Origin of the sequence: Curtobacterium sp. BH-2-1-1 (assembly GCF_001806325.1) — a bacterium.
Lineage (GTDB): Bacteria > Actinomycetota > Actinomycetes > Actinomycetales > Microbacteriaceae > Curtobacterium.
The window spans coordinates 2078071-2092669 of the sequence record NZ_CP017580.1; the positions used below are offsets into that span (position 1 = coordinate 2078071).

Annotated in this window: 12 protein-coding genes; 9 read left to right on the forward strand and 3 right to left on the reverse strand. The window is 71.9% G+C overall.

The window, feature by feature from the left end:
* Window positions 1-5 precede the first annotated feature (5 nt).
* Window positions 6-794 carry a hypothetical protein gene (locus tag BJK06_RS09890; RefSeq protein WP_070417749.1) on the reverse strand — a complete coding sequence of 263 codons (789 nt, stop codon included), beginning with the start codon at window positions 792-794 and terminating at the stop codon, window positions 6-8.
* A 204-nt stretch (window positions 795-998) separates the two neighbouring features.
* Here BJK06_RS09890 and BJK06_RS09895 point away from each other — a divergent pair, with 204 nt between their 5' ends.
* The 7 genes from BJK06_RS09895 to BJK06_RS09925 all read left to right on the forward strand — a co-directional run bounded on the left by BJK06_RS09895 (window position 999) and on the right by BJK06_RS09925 (window position 10379).
* Window positions 999-3188: a DUF6350 family protein gene (locus BJK06_RS09895; protein ID WP_156794829.1), complete on the forward strand. Its 2190-nt coding sequence runs from the start codon at window positions 999-1001 to the stop codon at window positions 3186-3188.
* 23 nt (window positions 3189-3211) lie between these two features.
* On the forward strand, window positions 3212-3805 hold the full coding sequence (gene purN, locus BJK06_RS09900; RefSeq protein ID WP_070417751.1) for a phosphoribosylglycinamide formyltransferase: 594 nt from the start codon (window positions 3212-3214) through the stop codon (window positions 3803-3805).
* The gene (gene purH / locus BJK06_RS09905) at window positions 3802-5436 is read left to right on the forward strand and encodes a bifunctional phosphoribosylaminoimidazolecarboxamide formyltransferase/IMP cyclohydrolase (protein ID WP_070417752.1); all 1635 of its coding nucleotides are present in this window, start codon (window positions 3802-3804) and stop codon (window positions 5434-5436) included. Before purN ends, purH begins: the two co-directional genes overlap by 4 nt.
* Window positions 5437-5578: 142 nt before the next feature.
* Window positions 5579-5785 (forward strand): hypothetical protein, encoded by a 207-nt coding sequence (locus BJK06_RS09910; protein WP_139199214.1) that lies wholly within the window; start codon window positions 5579-5581, stop codon window positions 5783-5785.
* Window positions 5786-6103: 318 nt separating this feature from the next.
* On the forward strand, window positions 6104-7927 hold the full coding sequence (locus BJK06_RS09915; RefSeq protein ID WP_070417754.1) for an ABC transporter ATP-binding protein: 1824 nt from the start codon (window positions 6104-6106) through the stop codon (window positions 7925-7927).
* 110 nt (window positions 7928-8037) lie between these two features.
* A complete protein-coding gene (locus tag BJK06_RS09920; RefSeq protein ID WP_070419361.1) occupies window positions 8038-9846 on the forward strand; it encodes an ABC transporter ATP-binding protein in 1809 nt (602 codons plus the stop codon).
* Window positions 9847-9953: 107 nt separating this feature from the next.
* A complete protein-coding gene (locus BJK06_RS09925) occupies window positions 9954-10379 on the forward strand; it encodes a DUF805 domain-containing protein (protein WP_070417755.1) in 426 nt (141 codons plus the stop codon).
* 9 nt (window positions 10380-10388) lie between these two features.
* On the opposite strand, the gene BJK06_RS09930 is transcribed toward BJK06_RS09925, so the two are convergent.
* Together BJK06_RS09930 and BJK06_RS09935 are read right to left on the reverse strand one after the other, a co-directional pair.
* Entirely contained in the window at window positions 10389-10724 is a 336-nt protein-coding gene (locus BJK06_RS09930) for an MGMT family protein (RefSeq protein WP_070417756.1), read from the reverse strand.
* Window positions 10721-11179 (reverse strand): GNAT family N-acetyltransferase, encoded by a 459-nt coding sequence (locus tag BJK06_RS09935; RefSeq protein WP_070417757.1) that lies wholly within the window; start codon window positions 11177-11179, stop codon window positions 10721-10723. The genes BJK06_RS09930 and BJK06_RS09935 overlap by 4 nt, the downstream gene beginning before the upstream one ends.
* 76 nt (window positions 11180-11255) lie before the next feature.
* Between BJK06_RS09935 and BJK06_RS09940 the strand changes: the two genes are divergently transcribed.
* Both BJK06_RS09940 and BJK06_RS09945 read left to right on the forward strand, forming a co-directional pair.
* The gene (locus BJK06_RS09940; protein WP_070417758.1) at window positions 11256-13295 is read left to right on the forward strand and encodes an acyltransferase family protein; all 2040 of its coding nucleotides are present in this window, start codon (window positions 11256-11258) and stop codon (window positions 13293-13295) included.
* Between the two features lie 20 nt (window positions 13296-13315).
* Window positions 13316-14560 (forward strand): ROK family transcriptional regulator, encoded by a 1245-nt coding sequence (locus BJK06_RS09945; protein WP_070417759.1) that lies wholly within the window; start codon window positions 13316-13318, stop codon window positions 14558-14560.
* Window positions 14561-14599: the final 39 nt, after the last annotated feature.

The following is a 14599-nucleotide window of genomic DNA, read 5'->3' on the forward strand; positions in this document are numbered from 1 at the left end:
CACGTTCAGCGGCTCACCGCCGGTTCGGTTGTAATCGCCCGCAGGACATCCGAAGTCCACGCCGAACGGACCTGATGGTCGTTGCCGGCCTCGTCGACGTTGGTCGAGGCCAACGTCGGCCCGTTCCCGATCGGCATGTGCAGGATCTGTCGATGGTCGTAGATGCCCACGGACTTCGGACTCGTCCCGGTCTCGACGGCCACGCGGTGCAGCCAGATGTCGTCGGCCCTCGGGGCGCTCTTGCGGAACTCAGAGCGACGGTCGCGCAGCGCCTCGAGCATCTTCGGCACCATGACGTGTCCCCAGCCTCCGGTTGCCAGGTGTCGTGCTGATGGTGGTCCGGCGGCGATCCGCTTCCAGTCGATGTACGGGGCGACGATGCCGCCGTGCATCTCGATACGCCGCGCGCGGTGCGTCGTGTTCGTCGACTGATCGGTTCGGTGCACGGACATCAGCGTCTCCAGCCACCGTCGCGGGAAGAGCCAGTCGTCGTCTGCGGTCACCAGCGGCACGCGGTGGACCGGGATCGACTGCACGTAGGGGTAGTACTTCTTGTGCGGGCCGTCATCCTCGGTTTGGAGAACTTCCGCTCCGCGTGCGATGAGCCGCTGCAGGCCCGGCGTCGGGTTCGCCACCGTCGAGGCGTCGTCGAGCCACAGGATCAGCCGGCTCGGGCGGGCGGTCCCTCGGGCGATGCTCTCGAGCGCGAGGTGCGCGGTGGCGATGCGCTCGCCGAAGCTCGTCATGCTCACCACGGGGCCACCGGAACGCGTCACCTGTTCCGCGGAGGTCATGTTTCGTGCCTGCAGGGTGAGGAGGCGCTGTCGAGTGCGGGCGACGAGTACTGGATTGCGCATACATCCAGTATGAAATACAAAATTTTGAATAGCAACGCGTCAACGCTGTCAGGAGCCACGCCTCGCGCATGAGCGTTGGCTTGCGCCGAGCCGCCGCGCGGCTGACACGGGATCGCGACGACGGCACGTATCCTCGCTGCGATGAACCGCCTGGGAACCGCAGTGCTCGCCGCGATCGAGGCGGTCGTGACGGTCGGCGTCGGCATCGGGATCGCCCTCGTGCCGCTGACGCTCCTGTGGGGCTTCGAGTACGGACTCCAGGTCGACTGGGACGTGTTCTGGAAGGCCACGGGGAGCGTGTGGCTCGTCGGGCACGGGGTCGACGTGTCGTTCGTGCTCGGCTCGGCGCTCGCGAGGTCGTCCGGGGTGAGCGGCGCCACCGACCCGATCCACGTGACGCTCGCGGCGCTCGGGTTCGCCCTCGTGACCGCCTGGCTCGCCGGACGTGCCGGGCGCCGGTTCGCCGAGACCGAGCACCGCACGACCGGGCTCCTCGTCGGCACCGGCGTCGTCGCCGTCCTCGGGCTCCTCGTCGCACTGTCGTCCCGGTCCGCGGCGACCGTGCCGACGCTCTGGCAGGCGATCGTCCTCCCGGCGCTCTGGTTCGGGATCCCAGCCCTCGTCACGAGCGAGGTGTGCCGACGGCGGCGGGGGCTCCCGGCCGACCCGGTCACCGGGCGCGTGCTCGACCAGCTCGACCGTGTCCCGACCGCCTGGCGTGCGATCGCTGCGTTCGGCCTCCGTGCCGGCACCGCCGCGACGGCTGCGGTCGTCGCCGTCGCCGGGGTCGTCGTCGCCTTCCTGCTCTTCGCCTCCTTCGCCGAGGTCATCTCCCTGTACGAGCGGTCGCACGCCGGCGTGGTCGGCGGGATCGCCCTGACGGTCGGCCAGCTCGCGTTCCTGCCGGACTTCGTCGGCTGGGCGACGTCGTGGCTCGTCGGGCCCGGCTTCGCGATCGGGACCGGTTCCAGCGTGTCGCCGATCGGCACGACGCTCGGGCCGATCCCCGGTCTGCCGGTGTTCGGTGCGCTGCCGGCGTCCGGGCACGCGTTCGGCCTGGTCTGGGTCCTCGTGCCGGTCGTGGCCGGGTTCGCGGCCGGCGGCTTCCTGCGCCCCCGGCTCGTGCAGGCCCTCGGCAGTGCGAACTCCGCCCTGCACCGGGCGCTCGGCGGCGTCGCGGCGGGCATCGTCGCCGGTGTGCTGACCGGGCTCGTGGCCTGGCTCTCGGCGGGGTCGTTCGGCCCGGGCCGCCTGGCCGACGTCGGTCCGCACGCGCTGGTCGTCGGGGCGTCCGCGGCCCTCGAGGTCGGTGTGCCCGCCGTGGTGGCGCTCGCGGCCGGCAGCGACCTCGTCCGGATGCCCGAGCGCGGGTGGGCCCGGGAACAGTGGCACGAGACGGACGACGGCCCTGCGGACATGGACGCCGAGACCGCTGCCGACGGCTCGCTGCTCGCCGCACTCGACCGTGCCGGTGCCGGTCGGACCACCGACGTGCACCGCTTCGTGGTCGAGGAGACGCACGGCGGCACCACGGCCGAGGCCGCACGCGCGGACGACGCCCATGCCGACGGCGGCCGCGCCGACGGTGCCCACGGCGGCGACGCCCGGGGTCTGCCGGGGCGCGGCGGACCCGAAGAGGGCGATCGGGCACGCGTCGCCGCCACGCGGTACGACCGCGACGACGCGACCGTGGGCAGCGCCCCGACAGCACCACGCGGCGAGCACGCCCCTGGGGTCGTCGCGGAGCACGACGGCACGACGGAACCGACCCGCACCGAGACCGAGGCGGGTGGCCCGGCGGAGTCGAGCCGCGCCTCCCGGACCGCCCCCGACCCCGCACCGGACCGCGACCCGGACGCCGACGTGGCACTGCCGGACTGGGCCCGCACCGACGCCGTCGCCGCCGACCGGGTGCCCGCCGACCGCGTCACCGATCGCTCGCGTGCCACCGGCCGCGGGGGAGTCGGCGCGATCCGCGACCGCCTGCGCGGAGCGGCCGACGGCGTCCGCGAGCGCGCCGGCGACCTGCGTGACCGGGTCACGGGAGCCGACGTCGACCGCGAGCCGGACGAGGCCGCCACCGCCGTGCCGCGTGCGCCGGGGACGGAGCCGCAGCCCGCGTTCCCATGGAGCACCGAGGAGTTCGTCGCGGGTCGAGACGACGTCGAGGACGTCGACGACCGTCACAGCGACCGTCGCGACGACCGGGGCAGTGCCGAGGGCGGCTCGGTGCCGTCCGCGCCGCCCGTGCAGCAGCAGCGGTGGGACGCCACGGACCAGATCCCCGAGGACGAGCTGCCGTGGTGGCGCCGCCCGAAGGACGACCGGTGACCGCAGCCCGGTAGGGTTGTCCCGTGCTCGAACTGGTCGTCCTGATCTCCGGTGCCGGCTCGAACCTCCGGGCCCTGCTCGAGGCGACCCTCGACGCGGAGTACCCCGCTCGGGTCGTCGCCATCGGTGCCGACCGCGACGCCGAGGGGCTCGGTCTGGGCGAGGAGTTCTCCATCCCGACGTTCACGGTGCCGTTCTCGCGGTTCGACTCGCGCGAGGAGTGGGGCCGCGAGCTCGCCGCCCAGATCCGGCCGTGGTCGCCGGACCTGCTCGTGCTGTCGGGCCTCATGCGGCTGCTGCCGCCGGCGGTCGTTTCCGAGTTCGGCCCCGCGGTGATCAACACGCACCCCGCGTACCTGCCCGAGTTCCCGGGTGCCCACGGCGTGCGGGACGCCCTGGCCGCCGGCGTGGAGCAGACCGGTGCGAGCGTGATCCAGGTCGACGACGGCGTCGACAGCGGTCCGATCCTCGCCCAGGAGCGCGTCCCCGTGCTCCCCGGCGACTCCGAGTCGACGCTGCACGACCGGATCAAGCCGGTCGAGCGACGCCTGCTCATCCAGACCATCCTCGACATCGCCAACGGCACCACCGACCTGAAGGGCACCCCGAGCGCATGAGCGTGCACGCAGCCGACCCCAGCCTGTACCGCGACCGGGACCTCGTCCCCGTGCGGCGGGCGCTCATCTCGGTGAGCGACAAGTCCGGCCTGCTCGAGCTCGCCGGGGCCCTCGCCGACGCCGGTGTCGAGATCGTGTCGACCGGTTCCACGGCGCAGACCATCCGTGACGCCGGGTACGCGGTCACGGACGTGTCGAGCGTCACGGGCTTCCCGGAGTCGCTCGACGGTCGGGTGAAGACGCTGCACCCGTCGGTGCACGCCGGGCTCCTCGCCGACCTCCGACTCGAGTCGCACGAGCAGCAGCTCGCCGACCTCGGCATCGAGCCGTTCGAGCTCGTGGTGGTCAACCTGTACCCGTTCGTCGAGACGGTGGCCTCGGGTGCCGACACCGCGACCGTGGTCGAGAACGTCGACATCGGCGGCCCCGCGATGGTCCGCGCCTCGGCGAAGAACCACCCGAACGTCGCGATCGTCGTGTCGCCGTCGTCCTACGCCGAGGTGGTCGAGGCCGTCCGCGCCGGCGGGACCACGCTCGAGCTGCGGAAGCGCCTCGCTGCCCAGGCCTTCGCGCACACCGCCGCGTACGACACCGCGGTCGCCGGGTACTTCGCGAGCGACGTCGTGGCGGACGCCGCGGCACCGACCACGCGCGGGGACATCGAGACGCCGGGGTCGTTCGACGAGCACCTGACGGTGGACGCCGACCTCGCGGCGACGCTCCGGTACGGCGAGAACGCCCACCAGGCCGCGGCGCTGTACACGAGCGCCGGTGGCACCGGGATCGCCCAGGCGGCGCAGCTGCACGGCAAGGAGATGTCGTACAACAACTACGTCGACGCCGATGCCGCCGTCCGCGCGGCCTACGACTTCGCCGAGCCCGCCGTCGCGATCATCAAGCACGCCAACCCGTGCGGGATCGCGATCGCCCCGGCGGACGCGGCCGACCCGATCGCCGCCGCGCACGCCGCCGCGCACGCGTGCGACCCGCTCTCGGCGTTCGGCGGGGTCATCGCCGCCAACCGACCCGTCACGAAGCAGATGGCCGAGACGGTCGCCGACATCTTCACCGAGGTCGTCGTCGCGCCGGCCTTCGACCCCGAGGCGATCGAGATCCTCTCGCGGAAGAAGAACATCCGCCTGCTCACGCTGCCGACCGACTTCGCCCTCGCCCCGCGCGAGGTCAAGCAGATCTCCGGCGGGTTCCTCGTGCAGGACGCCGACCGCTTCACCGCGTTCGACCAGTCCACGTGGACCCTCGTCGCGGGCGGACCGGCCGACGAGCAGACCCTGGCCGACCTCGCCTTCGCGTGGAAGGCGAGCCGTGCGGTGAAGTCGAACGGGATCCTCCTGGCGAACCAGGGCGCGAGCGTCGGTGTCGGCATGGGCCAGGTGAACCGGGTCGACTCGTGCCACCTCGCGGTGAACCGTGCGGGTGAGCGCGCCACGGGCAGCGTCGCGGCCTCCGATGCCTTCTTCCCCTTCGCGGACGGGCTGCAGGTGCTCCTCGACGCGGGCGTCCGTGCGGTCGCCCAGCCCGGTGGGAGCGTCCGCGACGACGAGGTCATCGCCGCGGCCACGGCTGCCGGCGTGACGATGTACTTCACGGGCGAGCGGCACTTCTTCCACTGAGTCGAACAACGGGCAACTCCGGGAAACGCTTGCGCACCACGTTCGACTGTGAATAGTCTGTAAGGCTCCGCGACAGGCACGCCGACGGCCCCAGTGTCCACGACAGACACCGGCCGGCGGCACCGCGGACACAACGGTGACGATGACGACGACTGGAGTGACGATGAACACGACGACCGGAACCGTGGCGACGGCTGCCCGTGCGGGTCTCGTGCTCTTCGTGGGGACCGCTCCCGACGCACGACCGTTCGGTGGGGCACGTGGCATCCGCCCACGTCCCGCACACGCGGCCGTCGCGCCGTACCCCCACCGGGGTGCGCCCGCCGTCACGGCACCGCTGTCCGCGTAGGGCTGCCTCCCACAGCCAGCGACGAGCCGCCGCGACACCAGCGACGACGACGAGCACGGGCCAGCGCGAGCCCACGCCTGAACCCGGGGGACGACTGTCTCCCGGTGCACTCCGACCGAACCGACGCCGCGCGCGACGCGGCGGCGGGCGACCGCGACGAGGACCGAGCACGCCCCACCGGGGTGGGCACGGCCCGGGACGCGACCGACCCGCTCGGCCGACGACCACCACGCAACGGACACCGAGCCTCCAGATCGACGGCTGCGACAGCAGCGGCCGGTCCAGAGGGTCTCGGCACGACGCACGAGGACGCAATCCATGTCCAAGACGCCAGACCAGGCGCGCCCGTCCACCGACCGCCCCTCGACCTTCCGCGCGATCGCGCGGATCTACCCCTACGTGAAGCCCTACCAGGGCCGGCTCATCGGCGGCATGTTCGCCGCCATGGGCGCCTCCCTGGTCGCGCTCGCGATCCCCTACGTCCTGCAGTGGCTCGTCGACGGCCCGCTGTCCTCGAAGGACTCCGCACAGATCTGGCCCGCGGGTCTCGGTGTGCTCGCGCTCGGCGTGCTCGAGGCCTTCTTCATCGCGTCCCGGCGCCGGATGGTCATGCGGCCGTCGACGCGCATCGAGACGAGCATGCGGAACGCGCTCTACGCGAAGCTGCAGGACCTGCCGGTGGCGTTCCACGACCGGTGGGAGTCCGGGCAGCTACTGTCCCGCTCCGTGTCAGACCTGTCGCTGATCCGCCGGTGGCTGGCCTTCGGCGTCGTGCTGCTGGTCGTCAACATCGTGACGATCGTCGTCGGCTTCGTCGTGCTGTTCACCTTCGGGTGGCTGCTCGGCCTGGTGTTCCTCGTCGCGTCGATCCCGCTGTGGATCAACGGCCTGCTGTTCGAACGCCGGTACTCCGTCGTCGCGCGCCGCAGCCAGGACCAGGTCGGCGACCTCGCCACGAGCGTCGAGCAGTCGGTGCACGGCATCCGCGTGCTCAAGGCGTTCGGGCGCGGTCGCTACAAGCTCGACGAGTTCAGCGAACAGGCCGAGGCGCTGCGCGGCACCGAGATCGAGAAGGCGAAGGCGATCGCGGGCATCTGGCTGTGGCTGCTGCTCGTGCCCGACGTCGCGTTCGCGCTCTGCCTGCTCGCCGGCATCTGGCTCGCGAGCCAGGGGGAACTGTCCGTCGGGCAGCTGTTCGCGTTCTTCGCGACGGCGACGGTGCTCCGGTTCCCGATCGAGTCGATCGGCTTCCTGCTCTCGATGACGTTCGACACGCGCACCGCGGTCGACCGCTTCTTCGAGGTCATGGACTCCGAGAACACGATCACGGACCCCGAGCACCCGGAGACGATCGCGGAGCCGCACGGTGCGCTGTCGTTCAACGGCGTGCACTTCCGGTACCAGGACTCCCCGCCGCAGTTCCCGGACCTCATCAACGGGGTCGACCTGCAGCTCCGACCCGGTGAGACCATGGCGCTCGTCGGGCTGACCGGCTGCGGCAAGACCACGCTGCTGTCGCTCGTGCCACGGCTGTACGACGTCACGGGCGGCTCCGTGACGATCGACGGCGTCGACATCCGCTCGCTGACCCGTGCGGAACTGCGTCGCCACGTCGGTGTCGCGTTCGAGGACGCCACGCTGTTCTCGACGACCGTGCGCGAGAACGTGCTGCTCGGTCGCCCGGACCTGTCCGGCGACGAGGCCGAGGCCCTCATGCGCGAGGCCCTCGACATCGCCCAGGCGTCCTTCGTGGACGACCTGCCCGACGGGGTCGACACCCGTGTCGGCGAAGAGGGCCTGTCCCTCTCCGGCGGGCAGCGGCAGCGCCTGGCGCTCGCCCGTGCGATCGCGGCGCGGCCGTCGGTGCTCGTCCTCGACGACCCGCTGTCCGCGCTCGACGTCGACACCGAGGCGCGGGTCGAGGCCGGTCTCCGCCGCGTCCTCGCCGAGACCACGTCGCTCATCGTGGCGCACCGCCCGTCGACCGTGACGCTCGCCGACCGGGTGGCGCTCATGGAGAACGGCGTCGTCACGGCCGTCGGCACCCACTCGGAGCTGATGGCGAACAACGACCACTACCGCTACGTCATCTCGTCGCTCGACGACGACGACGCCACCGCACGAGAGGAGGCGATGGCATGAGCCAGCAGGAGAAGAACCTCCCGGTCGACACGTCGGCCGGTCCAGGAGGCGCGGATCCTGTCGTCGACGACATCGCCGACACGCAGGCTGCCGCGCCCGTCACCGCGTCGATCACCACGCTCGGCGTGCGCGGCGAGGAGCGCGAGGACTTCACCAAGGCGGAGAGCAAGCGCCTGCGGCGCCGCTCCCTCGCCCTGCTCGGGTCGCTCGCCGCGCCGCTCAAGGCCCGGCTCGTCGTCCTCGCCGTCGTGGTCGTGGTCTCGACCGCGGGCACGGTCGCGGGCCCGGCGCTCATCGCCTGGGGCATCGACAACGCGCTGCCGGCGGTGATGGAGCAGAACGACTGGGTGCCGGCCTTCGGCGTCGTCGCGACGTACATCGTCGTGGCGGTCCTCGGCGCCGTGCTCACGGCCTGGTACACGGTGCTGGCGGCGCGGATCAGCCAGGCGATCCTGTTCGACCTGCGCAAGCGGGTGTTCCTGCACACGCAGCGGCTCTCGCTCGAGTTCCACGAGACCTACACGTCCGGTCGGATCATCTCCCGCCAGACGAGTGACCTCGACTCGATCCGCGAGCTGCTCGACTCCGGGCTGAACCAGCTCATCCAGGGCGTGCTGTACATGGTGTTCACCGCCATCGCACTCGTGGCGCTCGACCCGACGTCCGGGCTCGTGCTCGCGGTGTCGCTCGTGCCGCTGTGGTTCCTGATCCGCTGGTTCCAGTCCAACTCGCAGACGCTGTTCCGCGCCACCCGTGTCACCTCGGCGCGCGTGATCGTGCACTTCGTCGAGACGATGACGGGCATCCGGGCGGTGCAGGCGTTCCGCAAGGAGTCCCGCAACCGCGACGAGTACGGCGGCTACGTCGAGGACTACCGGCAGGCGAACACGAAGGTGTTCAACCTGTTCGGGACCTTCGACCCGGTGCTCGTGCTCATCGGCAACGTCACGCTGGCCGCGGTCGTCGTCGTCGGCGGTTTCCGGATCGTCGGCGGGACGCTCGAGGTCGGCGCGCTGCTCGCGGTCGCGCTGTACGCCAAGCGCTTCTTCGACCCGGCCCAGGAACTCGCGATGTTCTACAACGGGTACCAGTCGGCCTCGGCCGCGATGGAGAAGATCTCGGGCGTGCTCGAGGAGCGGCCGAGCGTGCCGGACCCCGCGAAGCCGGTGAAGCTGCCGGACGCCACCGGGATGATGGACTTCGACGACGTCGTGTTCGCGTACAACAAGGGCAAGGTCGTCCTGCCCGAGTTCGACCTGCACATCCCGGCGGGGCAGACGATCGCGCTCGTCGGGTCCACCGGTGCCGGCAAGTCGACGCTCGCCAAGCTCATGGCGCGCTTCTACGACCCGTCGCAGGGCTCGGTCAAGCTCGACGGCGTGGACCTGCGGGACCTCGACACGAAGGACATGCGCCGCGCGATCGTCATGGTCACGCAGGAGGCGTATCTGTTCTCCGGCACCGTCGCGGACAACATCGCGCTCGGCAAGCCGGGGGCGTCACGGTCCGAGATCGAGTCGGCCGCGAAGGCGGTCGGTGCGCACGAGTTCATCATGGCGCTGCCCGACGGGTACGACACCGACGTGAACAAGCGCGGTGGCCGGGTGTCGGCCGGGCAGCGGCAGCTCCTGTCGTTCGCCCGGGCGTTCATCGCGGACCCGAAGGTGCTCATCCTCGACGAGGCCACGGCGTCGCTCGACATCCCGTCGGAGCGGCTCGTGCAGGAGGGGCTCGAGACGCTGCTCGCCGACCGGACCGCGGTGATCATCGCGCACCGGCTGTCGACCGTGGCGATCGCGCACCGGGTGCTCGTGATGGAGTACGGCCGGATCGTCGAGGACGGCACCCCGGACGACCTCATCGCCGGGACCGGACGGTTCGCGCAGCTGCACGCGGCCTGGCGGGACTCGCTCGTGTAGCGGCACCGTCGATCGACGCCCTCGGACGAACCACGGATCCGACGTGGAACCACGCACTCGCGCTGGTTCCACGTCGGATTCGTGGTTCCACGTGGTTGGGTTGACCCATGAGCGACGACAGCGTGCAGCCCGGCGGCGTGGCCCTGCGCGACCCCTTCTACGGGGCACCCTTCACCGAGGCCGTCCGGCGGTTCTGGCGGAAGTACACCGTCTTCACCGGGCGGGCCTCCCGTTCCGAGTTCTGGTGGTGGTGGATCACGTCGCTCGCGATCGGCCTGGTGCTGCAGCTCGTGCCGCAGGTCTTCACGCCGGACACCCCGGTGCTCGAGAACCCGGTCGGCTCCTACCTGTTCGTGCTCTGGGGGCTCGCGACGCTGATCGGGTCCCTCGCCCTCGGCGCCCGACGGCTGCACGACGCGAACCTGTCCGGCTTCTGGCAGTTCCTGCACGTGGTGGTCGGCATCGGCTCGCTCGTGCTCTTCGTCATGTGCCTGCTGCCGTCGAACCCGAAGGGCGCACGCTTCGACGCGTGAGGGCGCCGCTCAGAACGGGTCGTCCGCGTCCGTGGCGGGTGACCAGCGCGCCCGACGCATGTCGATCCTCCAGGTCGTCGTCCCCTGCACGAGCGGGGTGCCCTCGGCGCGGTAGTGCTCGTGCGCCCGTGCCTCGTGGTGCACCGGGGGCAGGCCGCCGGACCGCACCACGCGCCACCACGGCAGGTCGGAGCCCTCGTGCGCCATGACCTTGCCGACGGCACGCGACGCCCGGGAGCCGAGCGCCGCGGCCACGTCGCCGTAGGTCATCACGTGACCTGCCGGGATGAGCCGGACGACCTCGGCGACGGCTGCGCCGAAGTCGTCGGGGGGAGCCTCGGTCACACCAACTGCAGGACCGCGAAGTGGTCGCCGTACTGGGTCTCGCGCACGACCTCGAACCCGACGGCGCGGAAGAACGCCTCGGGGCTGTCGTCGCCACCGGGTTCGTACACGACGGTGAGGCGCTCGAGCCCACGGTTGCGGGCCTCGTCGGCGAGGCCGTGCACCGCGAAGCGACCGACGCCGCGACCCTGGGCCGTCGCGGACACGTTGACCCGCCAGATCGCGCTGCGCAGTTCTTCCTCGGCGTTGTCCTCGTCGAAGGTGCCGATGATCATGCCGACGACCTCGTCGCCGTCGAGGACCACGCGTGTCCACGCCGAGCTCGGCTTCACGTCCGACTCCGCGACGCCGTAGGTCGTCGGCTGCACGAACTGCTCCTGCCCGGGCTTGAGCGTCAGGGAGTTCGCCGCCGCAGCGGTCGACGCGGAGAGTTCTTCGAGGCGGAGGTCCGTCATGCCGCTCAGGGTAGCCGTGCGACCCGTGTAGGGGCCACTACCGATCCCAACGTATGACATGTAATATGTCAACATCATGACCTTCGATCGACGGATCCGCCACGACCTCACCGCATTGCGGGCAGTCGCCGTCCTGCTCGTCGTCGGCGTCCACGCGTTCGGCGTCCCGATCGGCGGGTGGGTCGGCGTCGACGTGTTCTTCGCGCTCTCCGGGTACCTGCTCGCGCGATCGATGGTGTCCGAACGAGTGCGAACCGGACGCTTCGCACTCGGCGGCTTCCTCCGCCGCCGTTTTTGGCGGCTGTTCCCGGCAGCGGTGCTGACCCTCGCCGTCGTGGCGATCGGCGCTGTGGTCGCGCTCCGCCAGCCGCTCGCCGCGTCCGTCCTGCGCGATTCGGGAGCGGCCGCGCTCGGCATCGTGAACTGGGTGTTCCTCGGCCGTGACGCCGACTACTGGGCGTCGGCGTCCTCAACGTCCCCCCTCCAGCACTTCTGGTCGCTCAGTGTCGAGCTCCAGTTCTACGTCGTGTTCCCGCTGCTCGTGGCGGTCCTCTGGCGATCGCTCCGTCGACCCGACGCCGTCTCGGTGCGACGCATCGCCGTCGCGGCCTCGGTGCTCGTGCTCGTCGCGTCCGTGGCCTGGGCCGCGTCGGCGGGGACGACCGCGCCAGCAGCCTCGTACTTCGACACGGGATCGCGTCTCTGGGAACTGGCCGCCGGAGCCGCCCTCGGAGCACTCTCGGTCCCAGTCGGTGCGCGGACGCAGCGCGTGCCGGCCCGCATCCGCGTCGGCGGCGTCCTGTCCGGTCTCGGGGTCATCGGGGTCGCCGCCCTCACCGCCCCTGGTGCGGATGCCGTCCCGGTCCCCGACGCGGTCCTGGCGGTCGTGGGAACGATCGTGGTGCTCGTCTCCGGGCAGGGGCTCCCTCCGCTCTCTGTCCTCCGGTGGCGCCCGGTGCAGTGGGTCGGTGAAGCGTCCTACTCGATCTACCTCTGGCACTTCCCGGCGATCGTCGCGGCGGCGTACGTCTTCCCCGAGCAGCGAGCGGTCGCCGGGAGCGCGGCCGTCCTCGTCGGGCTCGTCCTCGGCGGACTGTCACGCCGCTGGGTGGAACTCCCGGCGATGCGGGTCGGACGCCGACCCGGTGCGACCGTCCGCGTCGTCGCCTCGGTCGCGTCTTTCGCGGTGGTGGCGTTCGGGACGGGTACGTTCACGGCAGCCCCGACCCCGCAGACCGAGCGGGTCGGCGACGGGGTGGCCAGCGCGGTCGCCGAACCCTGGACCCCGCGGTCCCTCGGTGCCGCGCTCGGGAATGGTCTCCGGTCGGAACGGTGGCCGGTCGGACTCACCCCGGCGCTGGACGAACTGGTGCCGGGGCCGCCGCAAGGGTACGAGGCGTGCGACCGGACTGTCATCGGCGATCCCGGGTCGTGTCGCTTCGCGGCGGATGATCCCGTCCGACAGGTCACGGTCGTGGGGAGCTCCGTGGGGGTCGCCCTGATGCCCGCGGCTGTCGGGGCCTTCGGACATGACTCGATCGTGCGCGGGTTGACCGCCAGCGGCTGTCCGATGCTCGACATCGCCGTGCGCGGGAAGTCAGACGACGATCGCAGGCGGTGCAATGAGCAACGAGCCGCGGCCATCGACGAGATCAACGAGACGACGCCGGACATCGTGGTCGTCACCCACGGGTACGACGGGGTCGCGCAGCTCGTCGGGCGCCCGAGTCTGCCCGAGGCTGCGCGCGAGTGGGAAGCCGCCGCCGGTCGGTTCGTCGACGCCGTCGCCGGCTCGGGCGCCCGGGTCGTCTTCGTCGCCGCGGTGCCGCAGGGCGGGGACCCGTCGCAGTGTGCGGCGTTGCGGCTGAACGGCCCGGGCGCGTGCACCTCGGAACTGTCGGACGCGTACCAGCTCGGAGCCGCTGCCGAGCGTCGAGTCGCCGAGTCCCGGGCGGGCGTGGACTTCGTCGATTCGAGCGGCTGGTACTGCGTCGACGGCCGCTGCCCGGTCCTCGCGGACGACGTCCTGATCCGGAAGGACGGCCAACACATCACGCGCGAGTTCTCCGAGCGTCTCGCCGTGGTCCTCCGCGAAGCGGTACTCGCCGAGCGGTGACAGCGCGGTATGGTCGCGGCATGGCAGAGCATCGGCGCGGGGCGAACCTCCCGTCGATCGGCGGGTTCAACCGGACGGTGGTGCTCGACGCCGTGCGCCGCTCGCCGGACGGGCTGAGCCGCGTCGAACTCGCGTCCCGTACGGGCCTCAGCGCGCAGACCGTGTCGAACGTCACGCGGTTCCTCATCGAGGCGGGGATGATCGCCGAGTCCGGCACGGTCGTGTCCGGTCGCGGCAAGCCCCGCACGATCCTGCGGCTCGAGGCCGGCAGCCGCTACGCCGTCGGGGTGCACGTCGACCCGGCCGTCGTGACCTACGTGCTGCTCGACCTCGCGGGCACCGTGGTCGCGTCGAGCACCACGTCGACCCCGACCGCGGACGACCCGTCCGAGGTCGTCCGGACCATCGCGACCGCGATCGACGAGCTCGTCTCGGGCGCCCGCGTCGACGTCGAGGCCGTGCTCGGGGTCGGCATCGCCAGCCCCGGACCCATCGACGTCGACGCCGGCGTGGTGCTCGACCCGCCCTTCCTGCCGCGGTGGCGCGACGTCCCCCTGCGCGACGCGCTCGCCGAGGCGACCGGGTACCCCGTCCTCCTCGAGAAGGACGTCACGGCGGCCGTGGTGGGGGAGATGTTCCTCGCCGGGGAGTCCTCCGCGCGGAACTTCGCCTTCGTGTACTTCGGCACGGGCTTCGGCGTGGGCCTCGCCGTCGACCACGAGCCCGTCCGCGGGGTCGGGTCGAACGCCGGTGACGCCGGGCACATCATGGTCGACCAGGGCTCCCTCGCCGGGACGCCGGACGGCGAGGGCACGCGGGGCGAGGTCGGAGCGGCGGTGGCACCGGACCGCCTCGTGCACATCGCGCAGGCCCGGGGGCTCGCGCTCGGCGGCGCACCCGCGGACGTCGCCGCGGTCGACCGTGCCTGGGACGCCCTCGGCGCGGCGATCGACGCCGAGGACCCGGTCGCGGTCGGACTCGCGGCCGAGGCGGGGACGGTGATGGGCAACGCCGTCGTCCTCATCGTCAACCTGCTCGACATCGACCGCGTCGTGTTCGGCGGCCCGTTCTGGTCGCGGATCGCGAGCGCGGCCCTGCCCGCCGCGCGCGAGGCGATCGTCGGTTCGCCGCTGCTCGTGCCGAAGCACCCCGTCGTCGTGACGGAGAGCGGGCGCGGAGCGGACGTGGCCGCGGTCGGCGCGGCCTGCCTCGTCCTCGACGCGGCGCTGTCGCCGCGGGCGAGCACCCTCCTCATCCGTCGCTGACGGGGGTCGGTCGCGACCAGCCCGTGACGGGAGGCGCGG